Below are 17,217 nucleotides of genomic sequence, written 5' to 3'. Positions count from 1 at the left end.
GTCCAGATAATTTTCCACTGATCCTGACCAACCTCAACAGCACAGACTGATGTAATAAAATCAAACTCTTTTGACCATTTACACGGTTTAGCTACGACCCTTTTATGAACTCTGGGTCGTAATTATTAGGTTTGAAGCTAATGCTTGGGCTTATATCTCTAATTATTACAGAATATTTACACTATTGTTAACCTAACACAAATTGCCGTAGGCAAGCTAGTATAACAGAAATATTTGGGTTTTTAACCAGATGTGACCGATTGAGGACTCACGAGTAGGGGTAATCAAGTCGGATCAGGGATAACTCTTAAGGACAAACAGTGGCGGACGCTATGAGATAGGGGCGTGGTAAAGGATTCAACCGATGCGATCGCACCTCCTAATTGTTTGAGTGTCCCCTTGAGATCATCCATTTGGGCCTCTGTCCAGTGACCCCGATACAAAATCGCTAAACCCCCCGGTTTCAGGAAGGGTAGAGCGTAGTCCGCACAAGCCGATGCCGAACTCACGGCACGAACGAGGGCGATATCATACCGTTGGCGATGGTGACGTTGTTGTCCAACTTTTTCTGCCCGACCGAGTACAGTGGTAGCATTAGGGATGGCTAACTGGGGAATCAGGGTATCGAGAAAGGTAATTTTTTTGCGCGTCGAATCGAGTAACGTCACCGAACTCGAAGGAAGCGCGATCGCGACAGGCAATCCCGGAAATCCTGCACCTGTACCAATATCAATAATTTTCAGCGGTTTCTCCTCCCCTGACAACCAAGAAACCACCCCTCGTAGCGAATCCCATAAATGCTTTTCCCAAAATTCCTCCGGTTGGGTGATGCGGGTTAAATTCAACTGACGATTCCCTGTCACAATCTCAGCATACAGGCGCTGAAACTGCCGTTGTTGACTTTGATTCGGTTGCCAATTTAAGGTTCCCCGCCAAACCTCAACCATCTCCGGGAGCAATTGTGTATTGTTCATTCGACTGTTCCCTGTTAAGAGTTCCCTGTCTAATGACAAAGGACAAATGACAAATGACTAATGACTCGTAACAGCCGCTTTTTGTCCCAGACTAGCCGGATCAACGGAGTTAAGTTCACCCTGTTGGATTGTCCAACAGCAGTCAGCAATTTGCAATAACTCACTCGCATCGTGAGTCACAACCAGTAAAGTCCAATGGGACTTTAGTTTTAAGAGCAAACTTGCTAACTGGCGGCGCATTGACCAATCCAGTCCGGCTGTTGGTTCGTCTAGCATCAATACTGTTGGTTGGCGAATCAATTGAACCGCTAAGGCTAAACGTCGCTGTTGACCGCCACTGAGAGCATGAGGAGACGTATACAGAGAAATCTCACCGAGTCCAACTTCACTTAAAGCTTCCTGAACCCGTTCTGAACCCAATTCTGGGTGTCCCATTCGCAATTCCTCTAGCACCGTACTCCCACAAAAGTGCCGTTCAGGAAACTGAAACACCAATCCGGCGAGTTGTTGCAAGTGATCAGGCGTCAGTTCCTGTTCACCCCAGAATATATCGCCCGATGTCGCTTGAGCTAAACCTGCCAAAATTTCTAATAAAGTGGTTTTGCCAGAACCACTGCGACCTATGATCAGTCCTAGTTGTTGCGGTGCGAGTGTTAGAGTCAGACCTTTTAAGATAGCGGTGGGGGTAGCGGGCGGGTGATAAGTTATATTTTTGAGATAAAGCATCCAAATCTGTTTGTGTTGAGCAAGAAGATGTTCGGATCTTTTTCATTGTGGCATTGATTGTCTTAGGATTGGGGACTGGAACCTCAAATTCCCGCCAACGTCGAACGTTACCAGACCTTAGTTGTAGTGAAGACGTTCACCAACCTTGCCCTAAAAGGGACAAGGATTGACCAAGCCAGTTTGGACAACGTAAGCGGTGAATAGCTCGGTTTGAGCCTAGTTCTGGCACAGACTTCCGAATACTTCCCTAGTTCGGACTAGCCTCTAAGCCTAATTGGTTAGGCGTTGGGTAATGCCAAGACATCTTGGACTGGGTGGGCGAAGGGACTTATTACAGGGTTTGCTGGTTCCTGGGATTATCTCCATTTAAAAACCAGCATTTAATTGTAAAGCTGTCTTATAAAGACAGGGTTTCAGACCCAAAGGAGTTTCGATGAATCATTGGTTGCCAACCCCCCGACGAACCGTAAACGCCTTAGCTGGTGCAGCGATGATGGTTGTCAGTTTCTGGGTGACTCCGAGTTTAGCTGGCGATCCGTTTCGTCCCAGTAATCCCCGCAATATTGGCGATAATACGGAAGCAGCATTTGAATCGATTTTCAAACAGGGCAATTATCAAGCCGCCAAGAACCACCTCCAGCAAGCTAAAGCGAGTGAGGGCAATGATCCGCTAGTCTATGCCATGCTAGCCGCGATCGCGTACACTGAGCGAGAGTTAGAAACCCTGAATAATTACGCCACAAAAACCCGAACCACGGCTGAACAACTGATCACATCTGATCCACTACGCGGCAATCTTTACACGGCTGTCGGTCATTTTTTAGAAGGAACCTATAACTTTGAGAAAGAAGGTCCGGTTAGAGCGCTGAGTAAACTACAGAAAGTCTTTCAATATTTAGACGCCGCCAAAAATATTGATGCTACAGATCCAGAGTTAAATGTACTCACCGGTCACATGGATTTGATGCTAGCCGTCAATGTCCCCTTTGCTGACCCCGCTGATGCCATTGACAAGTTAGAAACTCATGGCTATCCCAAGTATCTGACGTATCGCGGGATTGCCGTTGCTTATCGAGATTTGAAAAAATATTCTCAGGCGATGGATTATGTCGAACGCGCTCTGGCAATGACTCCGGATAATCCCGAAGTCTTATACCTCAAAGCCCAAATATTAGTCCATCAAGATAAACCCGAAGCTGCCCTAGACTACTTTAAAAAAGCCTTAGAAAAACGAAAACAACTTCCCAATTATTCGACGGGTCAAATTGTCTATGAGCAGTGTAAAGCGCAAGAAGAGGTTGATAATGTTGATCGGGATTGTCGGGCGGAACGAAATCGCGCAAGAGAAGGAAATTAATTAACCAGAATGAGCCAAAAATTGATGCTGTGATTTGATGGCTCGACGAGCCATCCCATCAATCCATGCTGGCGCAATCAATTTTTACCATTCACGTAAGAACGGTACAGGACTTTGGGCAGTTGTGGACAACATAACCAAAGAAATTGTCAGTAATGACACTGATGGGGTTTACTAGCAGTATTATGGAATAGAACTTTTACTGTTTAAACTCGAAGGAATGCCACTGACTTAAGCCGAATGTCGCCAACTTGGGCGCCAGGAAAACCCATAAAATATGAGGTTAAAGCCCTTACTGCAAACTTAATTAAAATACTCTATATTCTGTATTTCCGTTAAGAATAACTTCCATTGACCCTGATCTTTTTTTAATGTATGCACCACAACTACGCGATTATCTCTAAATTCGGGTCTGGCAACTTTTGTTGTTGTTTGAGTTACCCTTATTGTCGCTTGATTCTCAGAAATTTCAATAATATCAAGGCTATTAATTTCATACTTTCAAATCGTAAATATCAAATAAAAAAATCATGAATTCCCGAGTGAATTCTCGTTGGGGAGAAGTTGGATGAATTTGATTCATCAACTCTTCTATATTTTCCTGCTGTCCAGTTATTACATTTTCTTTGACAAGATCTTGAATTTCTTTTAAATCTTGTGGATTATAGTTATCGTATTCAGTCAGTTGTTGAGCCGTATTGTATTTACTAGCATCAAGCTCACCTGCCAATGTTTTTAATCCGTAACCATTCAGGGATAATTCAACCAAGAATATCAGCAGTAAATTCGCTAAAACTGTTTTCATTAAAATAAACATAGCATTTGCCCCTACATTAGATACTTATAGCACTTTCTGGTCTGATGCGATACCTGGATCAGGGCGCACGTCTGTGCGCCCCTACCGGATGAATCGCTAGATTGATTGGGAATGTCCTTGGTTGGTGGATTGGCGCTGACGTAATTGCCCCAAACTACCGCCAAAAACCCCAATTAAAAACAATCCGAATAGGGCAGAAGGTTCGGGTACATCTTTGGCGACAATAAACGCATTATCCTGAATGTTGGTAATACTAGTATTGCGGACAATAATATCAGAAAGTCTCGTATCGCCAATATCCGGTCTCAAATTCAGGAGATCCTGATCAGCCAGATAAAAGAAGCGATCGCCATCCCGTAAACGCTGAAATTGGTCTGAGATAATTACATTGAACAATTCGCCAACCATCCCACCTTTATAGGCGTCTTCAGCAATTCCCCCCATCCACAAATCGACTAAATCAATGTTATCTTGACCATCGGTTGTGCCGTAAATATCTCGGAAGCGCTGGGCAATTTCGGCGTTGGATGTAATTTGATCGAAACTCGTGTATCCGCCTAAACCCAACGCCCGACGCGCTGCATTATAACCGGGAAGTCCATGATCTCGTCCCCGTTGGATATTCACAGCGGGTAAATCCAATCCACCGTTTCCGGCGGGGAAGAGGAAATTGCGGACATCATCGACGATGAATGCATCAATAGTTTGCGATTTTTGAGAGGCTAACCCTAACAGCAAGGAATCAATCCCGTTATTGGTAATTTCTTGAGGATTAAAGAAACTATCTCTTAAGGAAATACTACCCGCCGATGTGCCATCATTGTTGATCCGTTGCAATTCTGGGGATAGCATGGTGTGACCGACTCGGTAGGCGGCGGTGGAAAATTCGTTGCTGATACTGGGGTTTACGGTTTCATCGTAGCGACTATAGGGATCGAGCGCCCCCTCACCCAAGAGTAAAGGCAAAAACTCATTGTAGGTAATTGCCTGAATTTGGGCACCGACAATCCGACGGGCGGTTTGGTAAGTATAGTCGTCTACAGAAAGTCCAGCGTTAGCCGCTTTTTCGGGAGTTGTCGGATCAGCCACAATTTCCTCGGCTAACCGATTGTGTTCTCGTACAAAAAGCGTGTGAACGGCTGTTAAGCCAATCTGTTCATTTGCCCGCGCATCCCCAGCGATAAATAAATCCTCAGAGTTGACACCAAAGGGATTGGCATTAGGCAAATTGGTAGTATTGAAGGGTAACAGATTACCCGCACCGGTTTTGAGTTTTCCGCCGTCTCCAGTTCGCAAAAAATGCGCCCGTTCTAAGTCTGAGCCATAGACACTCGACCCATCAATATAAGCTGTAATCGCGTTAACTTGTTGGCGGGGATTATTACTATCTGTACCTGTTCCTGGTGCGGCGACATTTCTGCGGAAGGGAATCTCTGATCCAGGGGTAAAGGTTAAATCATTCTCTGGAACGATGATGGGTAACGGTTCTGCACCTTCAGGCGGATCAGTCAAGTCGATGTCATGATCGATGAATTGTCCCCATTGCCATAGCCAATCGCTGGCGTGGAAGGGATTGGGGATTGATCCAGATTGAGATGCGATCGCGTTACTGATGGCGCGAGGGTTGGGGCGATTCATACCCGCAGGCGCGGAAATTCCATCACTGTAATCGGGTTCGAGGAGGCGAATCAGTTCAATTTCGGCTTCACCCCAGCTCGGATTATCCAGGTTATTGTTTGACCCGTCAATCGACCTAAATTCTATGGCTTGGGCGGGTAGGGATAGGGCAAATCCTACGCTAGCAAAACTGGTTAGGGTAAGCAGAGTGTGACGGATTTTGCGAGCAGTCATCATAGTTGAATTACACCTTGATAGTTATGAATGAACTGAAAACTTATGGTTCAGGAAAGTACCTGAAGGTATCAAATCATAAAATTCAGTTCTATCTATTACTCACGATTAAGCCGCCATTTTTACGCAAAAAGCGAATATTTGTTACATTTTTTCACAAAACAGATCAGGGTTTACCTGCTATAGCAGTAGACACATTGATTAGGACAAGCGAACCGTTGTCAAGACTGCCGCCGGAACACCTCTACCAGGTTTTGGAGATTGCCGATCAAGGGGAATTTTGATAACGGGCGATCGCAGCCATGGCTTTTTCTTTATCGCCATAGTGCGATTGGATAGTTTGGGCGATCTGAACCGCTCGCTTATGCTCACCTGTAGCCGCTAACCGAGGCACAATCCCTACCCTTGAAGCCGCATCAAATAATAAGCTATGGGAATAATTCCAAACGAACCCAGATGCATCGACATAACTGTCATTGCCAGATTAGGATGCTTGTGCTTTAATAAATCTGCGATCGCAAACCCCTTGGTTACAAAGCCCAAGACAAAGCTAATCAGCAGTAATCCGGCTGTCACACCATATAGAAAAGCTATGTTTGCGGAACTATCCATGGCGCTGATCAGGAATAACGTAGCAAAGCCCAAAACAACAAAGAAAAGATACACCCAGAATTTAAACATTCCTTGGCTAATATTCTTTAAATACCCCCGACGCTGACAAAACGAAAGACACATCGCCGCCGATAAAATCGAACCAATTGGAGCCAGAGGAAATATTACACTTAAGAAAACAGAACTAACAAAACTAGCCAACAGATAAAACCCATTCGCCAATCCTGCTATCAAAAAAGCTTTTCGGTAAGGAATCAACTCTCGCTTGCACAAGATAAAGGATTCAATTAAAACCGTAGCCAATAACGGTAATCCATACCCGTACATCAATGAAATAGCCGGAAGTGTAATTAGACTGGAGGCGAATAACAATTCTCTGTTCAATCCACCGCAAGCCATGGCGGGTAATGTCAGCATTAGCAGTAACCAGACTGTACCTCCTGTCACCTTAAGCCAAGAGAGTCTCGGCTGTTGCAGCTTGAGGGGGACACCAGGGTAAGGGATAAGGGGAGCAGGTGTCAGAGGGAGCAGAGTCATCTCCAGCGTTGGCTTCTGTGTCATCGGTATTCTCCAGCAACTCGTGTTATGTCCCCTCTAATCAGTCACGTCTTTGAGAACCCATCGACTCCTCATCGACTTAGTTTAGACGGGGTTACTGGACTATATCTCTCTAGTTCAGGAGGCTTATGCAATGCATTCCACATTTATATGCTCTAGTATATCTTTAGCGGCTTCTGCTCTTCATAACCATCTTCACCCCATTGGATATCTTTTTCACCCAGTAGGGTGTATTTTTTTGATTAAAAATATTGTATAAATAATTAAATAATAATTGTCATTGTATCAATTTATTAATTAAAATCCATATTTATTGTTCTGCGAAATAAAATAGAATTAAAAAGATACATAGGTGTAATCATGCAATTTAGAAACGAGAACTTTTCAGGGTTGCCTCGTTTCCTCCATCGCTCTTTTTCGCTTCAGAGGACAGGGGCAAAACGATTAGCAAGCTCAAGGTTAACCAAAGTAGTAACACTAACCCTTGCGGTTGTGTTAACAAACTTGGAATTCACCTTAGCTCAAGCTCAAGTTCCTGGAAATAGCAATATCAACCCACCAACCGTCCAACCTTTACCCTCTCCTAGATTGCCCGGGCGTGACCTACCAGTAGAGCCTTTTCGACCTGCACCAATTCCGGCTCTCTACGAACATCCCGATTTCTTTGAGGAGGGACATGAAAAGTTTGAGGAACAAATCGACAATCTAAGACAGAGAAATAGGCAAGAGTCTTCCGAAGACGAGGACGAGGTACTCACAATTGAAGAGTCAGCGTACTGGGAAAATCAAAACCATGGAGAGAGTTGGTTGATAAACAAAGCCTACCTTGACCTAAATTAAGTGTTTGTAAGTAAGCGCTGTCTTCGCTTCTGCCACTAAAGTGGCGACTACAAACCCCGGCGCGATCGCACGATTTCTCTAGATGGTTATCCGGATCGAGCCACATTGTAGAGACGTTGCATGCAACGTCTCTACAAGGTTGATTTGCCTAAAACGTTTTCAAAATAAAAAGTAACGCTGTGCCATCGGTAAACTCTCAGCCGGTTCGCAGGTTAACAATTCCCCATCTGCCCTCACTTGATAGGTTTCTGGATCAACTTCCATCTCCGGTAAAGCATCATTTAACTTCATATCTCGCTTACTCACTTGCCGCGTATTTGACACCGCCACTGTGGGTTTTTGTAAGTTCAATTGTGTGGCAATATCTCGGTCTAATGCCGCCTGTGATACAAAGGTTAATGACGTAGCCGCGATCGCACCGCCAAAACTGCCAAACATCTGACGGCTGTGAATCGGTTGGGGCGTGGGAATACTAGCATTAGCATCCCCCATTTGCGACCAGGCTATCATACCCCCTTTAATCACAATCTCTGGTTTCACGCCAAAAAAGGCGGGTTTCCACAAACATAAGTCTGCCAGCTTCCCTTCCTCAACTGAACCCACATACTCAGCAATGCCATGGGTAATTGCTGGGTTAATTGTATACTTTGCCACATACCGCTTTGCCCGAAAGTTATCATGATCCACCGTTTCCCCAGAAGATAAAACGCCCCGTTGCACTTTCATTTTGTGCGCCGTTTGCCAGGTACGAATAATCACTTCTCCGACTCGCCCCATCGCCTGAGAATCGGAGGCAATCATACTAAATGCGCCTAAATCGTGCAAAATATCCTCAGCCGCGATCGTTTCTCGGCGAATCCGTGACTCGGCAAAGGCGACATCCTCTGGAATCCCCCGATCCAAGTGATGGCATACCATCAACATATCCAGATGTTCTTCCAAGGTATTCATCGTATAGGGGCGGGTGGGATTCGTAGAGGAGGGTAAAACATTGGCTTGCCCGCAAACTTTGATAATATCGGGAGCATGACCCCCACCGGCGCCTTCGGTATGGTAGGTATGGATGGCACGGTTTTTGAATGCCGCGATCGTGTTTTCCACAAATCCGGCTTCATTTAGGGTGTCGGTATGGATGGCGACTTGGACATCATACTCATCCGCGACGCACAGACAGGTGTCAATTGTGGCTGGTGTTGTTCCCCAATCTTCGTGTAACTTTAACCCCATTGCCCCCGCTAACACTTGTTCTACAAGTCCTTGGGGTTGACTACTATTGCCTTTGCCCAGAAATCCCAAGTTTACGGGAAAAGCTTCGGCGGCTTGCAGCATCCGGTAAATGTTCCACGGACCCGGTGTACAAGTGGTGGCGTTGGTGCCGGTTGCCGGTCCCGTACCGCCGCCTAACATGGTAGTAATCCCGGATGCGATCGCGACTTCAATTTGTTGGGGACAGATAAAGTGAATATGGGAATCAATCCCCCCAGCGGTGAGAATCATGCCTTCTCCAGCCACGGCTTCAGTCCCCGGACCGATAATTATATCGACGTTATCTTGGATATAGGGATTTCCGGCTTTGCCGATCTTGAAAATCTTGCCGTCTTTAATCCCGATATCGGCTTTGACAATTCCCCACCAATCCAAAATCAGGGCATTGGTAATCACCAGATCCACCGCCCCATCGGCATTAGATATGGGAGATTGTCCCATCCCATCCCGAATAACTTTACCGCCACCAAATTTGACTTCATCGCCATAGTTTGTCAAATCTTGTTCTACTTCAATGAATAATTCAGTATCAGCAAGACGGATGCGATCGCCTACAGTCGGACCATAAGTTTCAGCATAGGCGCGGCGATCCATTCGGTAACTCATCGCGATTTCTGTCAGAGATAATGGGGCGGGTTAATTATACGGCAAAAGGCGCGATCGCACGTCCCAAAATGAGTAAAAAAAGAGGAGAAAACCCAGGTTTCTCCCCATTTCTTACCTCCCAAAGGCAACGTGATTCTCAAACAAGGTTAAGTTTTGTTTAAAAATCTGTGCCAATGTGCCAAATTCATGCTATTTTTTATGCTGATAGCCGATGCTCATCAACGTCAACCTGCAACTGGCGACAGGGAATTTTTTCAATCTTGATGGCTTGACCCAGATACGGTGATAAGACTTCTAGCTGAGCCTCCGATGCCGCTTCAAATAATACGCGATCGCCGGGAAAAACAACACGCTCGAAACTGTAAGCCCCTGGATTGCCCATCCGAATCACTTGCAGGGAGCTAGTTGTATTGGCATAGCTACAAAGACGTTGAGCAGAAGCACTCGTCGGTTGTGAAGGAATGGCTGATGTAATCATGGGTCTTAGGTGTTCTTAAGTAACAAAGCGAAGGTGATTGACTTCCTCTATTTTAATTTTTACAAACTTAAGTTTAAGCTTGTTGAAAATAATCCTTAAATTTTTGATAAATTTTTGTATATTGTTACAGATTGATACAAAAAACAGACTGAAAAACGAGTGTTCTGTCAATCTAACGGCGAGGGGTTGACTTTACCGATACTCTGTGCATTTAAGCGTTGGTACAATTTTGGAGGTAGTCGTCTGTCATGTCCATCCAAGTCTCTTGTTCTGATACCACCTTACGTTCATTGTCTTTTTCAGAATCAAAAGTTCCATTATCCAGTTTATCTTGGTAATCTCCGTTCATGAAATTAACAATTTCGTAACCTTCATTTATGAACATAACCAATTCTTCTTCAGCAGCGTTCTTTGATTTCTTTAATCTCATAGATAGTTAATCGTAACTGCCATCCTCTATCCCCTTGCCTTGTCCGGCAGAGAGGTTATTTATTTTATGCTTCTTGCTCAACTAGCTAGTCCTCTATCAATTCAATCAGGACATCAGACACGGATATGCTGAACAAAGGGTAGAAGTCTTACACAACCCCTCGCAGCTTGCGAGAATGCTCGACTAAACTCTCAGCAAACTCATCTAAACGCTTCGAGAGTTTCTCATCTAAAAGCTTGCCATCCTCACCAAAGGCTTGCCACGCCCGACCAAAGGCGATTTGCTCTGGAATCACCCAACCATGAACCCAACGTATAATCAGCCGTAGTTCATTGAGGGCATTACTGTTCGCTTGACCGCCTAACACACTCAGCAGACCCGTCACTTTACCCGATAAATGGTCAAATGTCATCAAATCCAGGGCATTTTTAAGTACCCCACTCACGCCCCCATGATATTCTGGTGTGACCAAAATTAAGCCATCGGCTTCCTGTACCGTTTCTCGTAACCGGACGACATCAGGATAACCAGGATAGTCATCGCTACCGATACAAAACGGTAACTGCATCTGTCGCAGGTCAAGGATTTCTGTGGATGCACCCAAGGCTTGCACGCGCTGAATGGCTAAGGTTAAGGCTTGATAGCTATAGGATTTAGCTCGCAGGCTACCATTAATGCCAACAATTTTTACCATGTCTTGCCAATTAATACCCTTTCATACAAAATACCTTAGCTTGACGCCTAACGCCTCACGCCATATCTGTATTTAGAATTTAGATTGGCGTGAGATGGATAGGCAGTCAATCAATGGGGTTCAATGCCCCAAAGATTGAGTAACGCTAAACTAGAAGTTGGTAAGCAGTTGAAAGTGCCACGTCACGCCTTGGCAGCATAACGCTGCGAGTTAATAGACAGGACCAACAAGGGAAATTTGGATGAACAACAGTTCCTGGATGAGATCATGGATGGGAGATGAACCACGTAGAGGTTCAACGGGTAAGCCAAAGCAGCCACAGATTAAACCTCGTTATTGGTGGCGTATGGTAACCAGCTTAGTGATCGTTCAAGGTGTGATCCTGGGTGTCCCTGCCCAAGCGCAACAACAGACAGAGCCAAAACCATCGCTAAGCTATGGGCAGCTTTTGCGGAAAATTGATGAGTGCACTCCGCCACCCCCATCCCAAGCTGAAGATACCCCACCGAGTCAGACATCGAAAGCGGATTGTGATATCAAAAAAGTCGAACTTGACTCAGCCCGTAATGTTGCCAGAGTCTACTTAGCCGGACAGGAAGACTCTGAACCTCCTCAAGAAGTCATGCTACTGGAGCAAAATGGCGAACTGATTGGGAAACTGCGGAACACCGATATTCCCTTGGATGTGACGCCAACCACAAATAATTCCGCCGCCTTAGGGTTGGTGATGCAGTTATTTTTGCTCTTACTCTTGCTAGCCGGACTGATGATGATTCTGCGCCGCTCGGCGAGTAGTTCGGGTCAAGCGTTAAACTTTGGCAAATCCCGCGCTCGCTTTCAGATGGAAGCGAAAACAGGCATACAGTTTGATGATGTCGCTGGGATTGAAGAAGCTAAAGAAGAATTGCAAGAAGTCGTCACGTTTCTCAAACAACCGGAACGGTTTACCGCAATCGGCGCTCGTATCCCTAAAGGGGTTCTGTTAGTCGGTCCTCCGGGTACAGGAAAAACGCTCTTGGCAAAAGCTATAGCGGGAGAAGCGGGTGTTCCTTTCTTTAGTATCTCTGGCAGTGAGTTTGTGGAGATGTTTGTCGGGGTGGGCGCCTCGCGGGTGCGGGATTTATTCAAAAAAGCCAAAGAAAATGCTCCCTGCTTGATCTTCATTGATGAAATCGACGCCGTTGGCAGACAACGGGGTGCGGGTATCGGTGGGGGTAACGATGAGCGAGAGCAAACCCTCAACCAGTTGCTCACCGAAATGGATGGATTTGAGGGGAATACGGGCATTATCATCATTGCGGCGACTAACCGTCCCGATGTTTTAGATTCCGCCCTGCTCAGACCTGGGCGATTTGATCGCCATGTTATGGTGGATCTTCCCACCTACAAGGGACGGCTGGGGATCTTGGATGTCCATAGTCGGAATAAAAAATTGGCACCGGAGATATCCTTAGAAGCGATCGCGCGACGCACTCCGGGATTTTCTGGCGCGGATTTGGCTAACCTGCTCAACGAGGCGGCTATCCTCACCGCCCGACGGCGTAAAGAGGCAATCACTCCTCTAGAAATTGATGATGCCATTGATCGGGTTAGCATTGGTCTGCAAATGACGCCGCTTCTGGATAGTAAGAAAAAGCGATTAATTGCTTACCATGAGGTCGGACATGCCTTGCTGATGACCATACTGAAAAATTCCGATCCCTTAAACAAGGTGACAATTTTGCCCCGTTCCGGTGGTGTGGGTGGGTTTGCCCAACCCTTACCCAATGAAGAATTTATGGATATCAGTCGTTCCACCGATCTGGGTGATCTGTACTTGCCCCGGACTTGGCTAATCGATCAGATTACCATCGCCTTGGGGGGTAGGGCTTCGGAAGAAGAAGTCTTTGGTCATGGTGAGGTGACCATTGGTGCCGCCAGTGACATCAAGAAAGTGGCAGAACTGGCTCGTGAGATGGTGACTCGGTACGGTATGTCTGATTTAGGTCCGGTTGCTCTGGAACGCCCAGATAGCGAAGTGTTTCTCGGCGGCGGTTGGACTCAGCGATCGGACTATTCTGAAGCCATTGCCACCCAAATCGATCATCGAGTGCGAGCGATCGCGATGCAATGCTATGAGGAGGCTCGTCAGCTAATCCGCGACAATCGACCGTTGATTGATCGGTTGGTTGATATTTTGTTGGAGCAGGAAACCATTGAAGGAGACCAATTTCGACAAATTGTTGCCGAACATACTCAACTGCCCGAAAAACAAATGGCGGTAATACATTAGGAAGGCAGAAGGCTATAGGGCTCTCCACGTTTACTGAGACGTTCCGGCGGAACGTCTCTACTAAATTCTGATGTGTCCTCACCGATGCCCGGGGTTTGCTGTAACATCTTCTCCCCATCATCCTTTTGATGCTGCTTGCTGTCGGTACATTTCCCGGAGAACTAAGGCGGGGTCGATATAGTTGTCGGTGTACTTTAACCCCCAATGCAAATGAGGACCGGTGGTGCGCCCCGTCATTCCCACGCGACCAATTCGGGTGCCGGTGGGTATCTGTTGACCTTTCCAGATTTGAATCCCGCCACTGCGATCGCTCAAATACACGCCTTGGCTATCTGTTTCCACATGACCTTTGAGGTGACAGTAGATATGCTTCCACTCACCGGATTGGATGGTGATAGAGGTGCCACAGGCGGTATTATCGGAGAGGGATACTACCTGACCTGCCCACCAGTTGCGAATGTAACTGCCTTCAGGTGCGGCGATGTCTAAGCCTCGATGAAATTCTGTACCCGATCCACGGGGAGAACGACGGTAGCCGTAGGGAGAGGTATAAGCCTGAAAATTCTCAACGGGAAATGAACCTCCCTGCCAATAAGTGTTAGTTGTTATCTGAGTAGGTGTAACCTCTGAGGCGGTAACTCGGTTTTGGGTGATTACTCCCCAGAGGATTAAACTGATTAAACTTAGTCCCGCTAACAGGAGAAAGCGTTTTACGGCTGTCTTGTGTTTGCTGTGTCGTTGGCGTGGAAACACTCCTGACATTTCCTCACTCCTCGATGGGATGAACGAACAAGTGGCTTCGCTACCTTAACATTTCCCCGGCTGGGATAGGTAGATCCCCATCGACTTTATTCGGGAATATGGGACTATTTGCTCAGGCAGATACCGGGTGGAGAAGGCTATGATGGATTTTGACGTGGTAACGATTCCGACATCCAGCCAGACGCCTAAAAATCTTGATGGTGATTTCTACCGTTTTTACCCCTCTCTCTATGTCTTTCAACCTTTATATTTCATACTTCCGATGACAGCGACGGTCAAAATTCAGCCTTCTGGTTTCTGCGTTAAGTACCCCAACACCTCTTGGCGAGTCACTTTTGTTGAGGAAGCGTCGGGGAAGTTCCGGTTTTCACTGATTGGATCTGACTTTAAGTTTGAACCCAGAGATCGCTACCGCTACCCTTCTCATGATGAGGCTAAACGCGCTGCTATTTGCTTTCTGGAGTTGATGAAACGGTTAGCCCATTCTCGGATGCGCTTAAGCGTGCTAACTGAGATTGGTCTTTTGAAATTTCCCCAACAACAACATCGGGATTATAAACTGTGGTTGGTGGTAGACCGCGCCCGTTATTCCTGGGAAGCCACTCGACGAGATGGTCTTTGTATTCGATCGCAGCGCTGGTACAAGCGACCGGAAACCGCTTTATCTAAAGCACAGCAGCATATTGACTGCGAGTATGCCAAGTCTCAGATCCGGGATGTTATTGGTTGGGTTTAGTGCGTTAGGTATATCTTCACCATCTCCCTGCAAAATATAAGACAATTCATTATCCCAATCAGGTCTTACTCTAGCTTCTTCTAAAGATGGGTGTTCTAGCCTATTTAGTACTTCTGTAATTCGCCTAAGCCTTTCAGTTTTTACTAATCCGTGAATGGTGTGATTCATCACTCCATCACCTAATCCTTCTTGAGCAGCTACTATAGCTAGTTTTTCCCAGACTTTACCAAAGGGAGTTACAAATCTTCTCTCAAAGTGAGAACCTTTGAAAATTTCATCGGGGACTAAAGCAGCGTAGAGAGGTTTAAATGCTCTATGCTCTTCAGGAATAAAAGGCTTCTTAATAAGTACATTCTCCATTACCTTATCCATCATTTCTTTGATGACGGATTGAATGGCAGTCTTGATTTTTTGGGAATCATTCATGTAACTTTCGCTATAAAATTACTTTCACTAAAGCTTTAGCTATATGATAAACAACAGGAACTGATACTGCATTTCCAAATTGCTTTTTAGCCGTACTTTCCTTGTCAGCAATTGTGAACCAATCTGGAAAGCCCTGCAATCTAGCATAGTCTTTTGCAGATAAAGGTTTGTACTTTCCTTTTCTATAGATTTCTCGAATGAATGTATTTTTATAATCTTGAGGTTCTTGAGAATCTAGTGGTACAGTGGCAACAAAATCTCTAGTACCCGTTGCCGTCAACGTCCCAATTACATCTGAATTTGGTAAAAATATCTTAGAAATTCCATTGATTCCTGAAGAAATCTTAGAGTTAAAAAATTCATAGCCTTTGTGATCAATATATCGAAGTATTTTTTTGGTAATTAACTTGTCGAGTTCGGCGGCGGTCAAGTTTGGGATAAGTTGATCTAAAACTTCAAAACTCAAAGGATTACCGTCTTTCAAGCCATATTTCTTTTTTCTTCTATTTTTGAGTATTGTTTGACAAATCAATTTTTCTCGTTGAGTAGTCCTGACAAGATCCCACGAGTGAATCGTGGTATGTCCATCTCGAATATCTGTAAAGATAAAGAAATCATTTAACTCATCATTTTTTTGAAATCTACCTCTAGAAGCCGGTATTTTTCCTCCAAACAAAATATCGGGAGAGAATTTTTTCTTTCTCACTTCACTAGCCTCAATACCCTCTATGAATTCATAAAGTTTTGGTTTAACGTGCAAGGGTTCAGGAAATTGGAAAGATTCGCTATTATCTAAATCATCTCTAACTCCTACTATAAATACCCTTTCCCTATCCTGAGGAACGCCAAAGTCATAGGAATTGATTACACTGGCTTTAACGTTATAGCCTAAGCTTTTAAGCTTGCTGATTATTAATTCAAAGCTTTGCCTATGTCGCGGATCTGTTAAGCCTTTTACATTTTCAAATATAAACCCTTTTGGTTGATTTTGTGCTACAACTCTAATTACATCAAACCAAAGCTTTCCCCTTGGATCATCTAAACCTTTTATTTTTCCAGCAATAGACCAGGGTTGACAAGGAACTCCACCAACTACTATATCCACCGAAAAAGGAAGTTTACCAAGTTTGACAATATCCCCCAGGTTAACTTCTTCTGAGTTCAAATAACTAATAAAGTTTTTTTTGTAAGTTTTTACAGCTTCTTTATCAATTTCTGAATAGCCTAAGCATTTTCCTCCTAGCTCTTCAAGAGCAATCCTAAATCCACCAATACCCGAAAATAAATCCACAAATGTAAATCTAGGATTAAACCATAGAAGGTTAGATGGTTTAGATGGATTAAATAGCTCTAACTGATTAGAAGACAATGCCGATTTCATCACCGATTTTAAGTTTGACAATCAACCCAACTTAAAAATTATTTCCACTAATCTACCTTTAGGGTTAAGCCAGGTTTTCTCTGAAATGTACTTGATTCGGTTAGAGTACTTAACGGCTGAGTTACCATCATGACCGTGGCTTAAGTGTGTAGATAGTATAGAAGGTATTATACTTGACTTTGATACCTGCGACTATACCACTTCGCCTGGTTAATGTTCCCGGATACGTCTTTACTTTGACGCTTCGCCTCCACCACCGCCACCACCTGCAACCCGACAAGGCGTGATCCGCCGATCCATTGGCTGTGGGATATTCCGCGATCGCGAAATTCCTGCCTTTTTGGGGCGAATTCCTTTATAGAAACGCCGTAAAACCCACATCCTTTTAGGTGTGGGATATAAGGCGGGTCATCGGAGGTACTCCAGATGAC

At 45.1% G+C, this 17,217-nt stretch carries 19 protein-coding genes; 5 read left to right on the top strand and 14 right to left on the bottom strand.

Annotated elements, in window-relative coordinates; translation table 11 throughout:
* Positions 1–284: 284 nt before the first annotated feature.
* Entirely contained in the window at positions 285–974 is a 690-nt protein-coding gene (rsmG, locus tag ACLGGO_RS25910; protein WP_446421427.1) for a 16S rRNA (guanine(527)-N(7))-methyltransferase RsmG, read from the bottom strand.
* 57 nt (positions 975–1,031) lie between these two features.
* Complete coding sequence (locus ACLGGO_RS25905; RefSeq protein ID WP_446339216.1) at positions 1,032–1,700, bottom strand: ABC transporter ATP-binding protein; 669 nt, start codon at positions 1,698–1,700, stop codon at positions 1,032–1,034.
* A gap of 433 nt (positions 1,701–2,133) precedes the next feature.
* Between ACLGGO_RS25905 and ACLGGO_RS25900 the strand changes: the two genes are divergently transcribed.
* Entirely contained in the window at positions 2,134–3,057 is a 924-nt protein-coding gene (locus ACLGGO_RS25900) for a Sll0314/Alr1548 family TPR repeat-containing protein (protein WP_446421426.1), read from the top strand.
* Between the two features lie 493 nt (positions 3,058–3,550).
* Here the strand turns inward: ACLGGO_RS25900 and ACLGGO_RS25895 are convergent, their stop codons facing one another.
* Positions 3,551–3,862: a hypothetical protein gene (locus ACLGGO_RS25895; protein ID WP_446421425.1), complete on the bottom strand. Its 312-nt coding sequence runs from the start codon at positions 3,860–3,862 to the stop codon at positions 3,551–3,553.
* Between the two features lie 108 nt (positions 3,863–3,970).
* A complete protein-coding gene (locus tag ACLGGO_RS25890) occupies positions 3,971–5,728 on the bottom strand; it encodes a peroxidase family protein (protein WP_446421424.1) in 1,758 nt (585 codons plus the stop codon).
* A gap of 23 nt (positions 5,729–5,751) precedes the next feature.
* Here ACLGGO_RS25890 and ACLGGO_RS25885 point away from each other — a divergent pair, with 23 nt between their 5' ends.
* Positions 5,752–6,009, top strand: a complete 258-nt coding sequence (locus ACLGGO_RS25885) for a hypothetical protein (RefSeq protein WP_446421423.1) — start codon at positions 5,752–5,754, stop codon at positions 6,007–6,009.
* Here the strand turns inward: ACLGGO_RS25885 and ACLGGO_RS25880 are convergent.
* Both ACLGGO_RS25880 and ACLGGO_RS25875 read right to left on the bottom strand, forming a co-directional pair.
* Positions 5,994–6,119 (bottom strand): hypothetical protein, encoded by a 126-nt coding sequence (locus tag ACLGGO_RS25880; RefSeq protein WP_446339222.1) that lies wholly within the window; start codon positions 6,117–6,119, stop codon positions 5,994–5,996. The two genes, ACLGGO_RS25885 and ACLGGO_RS25880, sit on opposite strands and share 16 nt — an antisense overlap.
* A gap of 5 nt (positions 6,120–6,124) precedes the next feature.
* Entirely contained in the window at positions 6,125–6,898 is a 774-nt protein-coding gene (locus ACLGGO_RS25875; RefSeq protein WP_446339223.1) for a hypothetical protein, read from the bottom strand.
* Positions 6,899–7,387: 489 nt separating this feature from the next.
* Between ACLGGO_RS25875 and ACLGGO_RS25870 the strand changes: the two genes are divergently transcribed.
* A complete protein-coding gene (locus tag ACLGGO_RS25870) occupies positions 7,388–7,735 on the top strand; it encodes a hypothetical protein (RefSeq protein ID WP_446421422.1) in 348 nt (115 codons plus the stop codon).
* A gap of 159 nt (positions 7,736–7,894) precedes the next feature.
* On the opposite strand, the gene ureC is transcribed toward ACLGGO_RS25870, so the two are convergent.
* From ureC to ACLGGO_RS25850, 4 genes are all read right to left on the bottom strand, one after another.
* On the bottom strand, positions 7,895–9,607 hold the full coding sequence (gene ureC, locus ACLGGO_RS25865) for an urease subunit alpha (protein ID WP_446421421.1): 1,713 nt from the start codon (positions 9,605–9,607) through the stop codon (positions 7,895–7,897).
* A 196-nt stretch (positions 9,608–9,803) separates the two neighbouring features.
* Positions 9,804–10,085, bottom strand: a complete 282-nt coding sequence (locus ACLGGO_RS25860; RefSeq protein WP_446339226.1) for a DUF1830 domain-containing protein — start codon at positions 10,083–10,085, stop codon at positions 9,804–9,806.
* Positions 10,086–10,296: 211 nt separating this feature from the next.
* A complete protein-coding gene (locus tag ACLGGO_RS25855; RefSeq protein WP_446364098.1) occupies positions 10,297–10,515 on the bottom strand; it encodes a hypothetical protein in 219 nt (72 codons plus the stop codon).
* 148 nt (positions 10,516–10,663) lie between these two features.
* The gene (locus tag ACLGGO_RS25850; RefSeq protein ID WP_446364096.1) at positions 10,664–11,209 is read right to left on the bottom strand and encodes an NADPH-dependent FMN reductase; all 546 of its coding nucleotides are present in this window, start codon (positions 11,207–11,209) and stop codon (positions 10,664–10,666) included.
* 271 nt (positions 11,210–11,480) lie between these two features.
* Between ACLGGO_RS25850 and ftsH the strand changes: the two genes are divergently transcribed.
* A complete protein-coding gene (gene ftsH, locus ACLGGO_RS25845) occupies positions 11,481–13,481 on the top strand; it encodes an ATP-dependent zinc metalloprotease FtsH (protein ID WP_446421420.1) in 2,001 nt (666 codons plus the stop codon).
* Between the two features lie 117 nt (positions 13,482–13,598).
* On the opposite strand, the gene ACLGGO_RS25840 is transcribed toward ftsH, so the two are convergent.
* The gene (locus ACLGGO_RS25840) at positions 13,599–14,243 is read right to left on the bottom strand and encodes a M23 family metallopeptidase (protein WP_446421419.1); all 645 of its coding nucleotides are present in this window, start codon (positions 14,241–14,243) and stop codon (positions 13,599–13,601) included.
* Positions 14,244–14,382: 139 nt separating this feature from the next.
* Here ACLGGO_RS25840 and ACLGGO_RS25835 point away from each other — a divergent pair, with 139 nt between their 5' ends.
* The gene (locus ACLGGO_RS25835; RefSeq protein WP_446339231.1) at positions 14,383–14,979 is read left to right on the top strand and encodes a hypothetical protein; all 597 of its coding nucleotides are present in this window, start codon (positions 14,383–14,385) and stop codon (positions 14,977–14,979) included.
* Here ACLGGO_RS25835 and ACLGGO_RS25830 read toward each other — a convergent pair.
* The 3 genes from ACLGGO_RS25830 to ACLGGO_RS25820 all read right to left on the bottom strand — a co-directional run.
* A complete protein-coding gene (locus ACLGGO_RS25830) occupies positions 14,905–15,405 on the bottom strand; it encodes a TdeIII family type II restriction endonuclease (protein WP_446421418.1) in 501 nt (166 codons plus the stop codon). The two genes, ACLGGO_RS25835 and ACLGGO_RS25830, sit on opposite strands and share 75 nt — an antisense overlap.
* A gap of 10 nt (positions 15,406–15,415) precedes the next feature.
* Complete coding sequence (locus tag ACLGGO_RS25825; RefSeq protein ID WP_446421417.1) at positions 15,416–16,786, bottom strand: DNA cytosine methyltransferase; 1,371 nt, start codon at positions 16,784–16,786, stop codon at positions 15,416–15,418.
* Between the two features lie 167 nt (positions 16,787–16,953).
* A partial coding sequence (locus ACLGGO_RS25820; protein WP_446421416.1) for a hypothetical protein occupies positions 16,954–17,217 on the bottom strand: 264 nt, incomplete at its 5' end.

The organism is Coleofasciculus sp. (assembly GCF_046565525.1).
Lineage (GTDB): Bacteria > Cyanobacteriota > Cyanobacteriia > Cyanobacteriales > Coleofasciculaceae > Coleofasciculus.
This window is presented reverse-complemented; position numbering and strand designations above follow the sequence as displayed.

Bases quoted from the DNA above. Each gene is read 5' to 3' on its own strand.
- ACLGGO_RS25885 (WP_446421423.1), top strand. From the start codon at position 5,752: ATGAATGAACTGAAAACTTATGGTTCAGGAAAGTACCTGAAGGTATCA.
- ftsH (WP_446421420.1), top strand. From the start codon at position 11,481: ATGGGAGATGAACCACGTAGAGGTTCAACGGGTAAGCCAAAGCAGCCA.
- ACLGGO_RS25825 (WP_446421417.1), bottom strand. From the start codon at position 16,786: ATGAAATCGGCATTGTCTTCTAATCAGTTAGAGCTATTTAATCCATCT.
- ACLGGO_RS25830 (WP_446421418.1), bottom strand. From the start codon at position 15,405: ATGAATGATTCCCAAAAAATCAAGACTGCCATTCAATCCGTCATCAAA.
- ACLGGO_RS25840 (WP_446421419.1), bottom strand. From the start codon at position 14,243: ATGTCAGGAGTGTTTCCACGCCAACGACACAGCAAACACAAGACAGCC.
- ACLGGO_RS25890 (WP_446421424.1), bottom strand. From the start codon at position 5,728: ATGATGACTGCTCGCAAAATCCGTCACACTCTGCTTACCCTAACCAGT.
- ACLGGO_RS25900 (WP_446421426.1), top strand. From the start codon at position 2,134: ATGAATCATTGGTTGCCAACCCCCCGACGAACCGTAAACGCCTTAGCT.
- ACLGGO_RS25860 (WP_446339226.1), bottom strand. From the start codon at position 10,085: ATGATTACATCAGCCATTCCTTCACAACCGACGAGTGCTTCTGCTCAA.
- ACLGGO_RS25895 (WP_446421425.1), bottom strand. From the start codon at position 3,862: ATGAAAACAGTTTTAGCGAATTTACTGCTGATATTCTTGGTTGAATTA.
- ACLGGO_RS25850 (WP_446364096.1), bottom strand. From the start codon at position 11,209: ATGGTAAAAATTGTTGGCATTAATGGTAGCCTGCGAGCTAAATCCTAT.
- ACLGGO_RS25875 (WP_446339223.1), bottom strand. From the start codon at position 6,898: ATGACACAGAAGCCAACGCTGGAGATGACTCTGCTCCCTCTGACACCT.
- ureC (WP_446421421.1), bottom strand. From the start codon at position 9,607: ATGAGTTACCGAATGGATCGCCGCGCCTATGCTGAAACTTATGGTCCG.
- ACLGGO_RS25905 (WP_446339216.1), bottom strand. From the start codon at position 1,700: ATGCTTTATCTCAAAAATATAACTTATCACCCGCCCGCTACCCCCACC.
- ACLGGO_RS25855 (WP_446364098.1), bottom strand. From the start codon at position 10,515: ATGAGATTAAAGAAATCAAAGAACGCTGCTGAAGAAGAATTGGTTATG.
- rsmG (WP_446421427.1), bottom strand. From the start codon at position 974: ATGAACAATACACAATTGCTCCCGGAGATGGTTGAGGTTTGGCGGGGA.
- ACLGGO_RS25835 (WP_446339231.1), top strand. From the start codon at position 14,383: ATGATGGATTTTGACGTGGTAACGATTCCGACATCCAGCCAGACGCCT.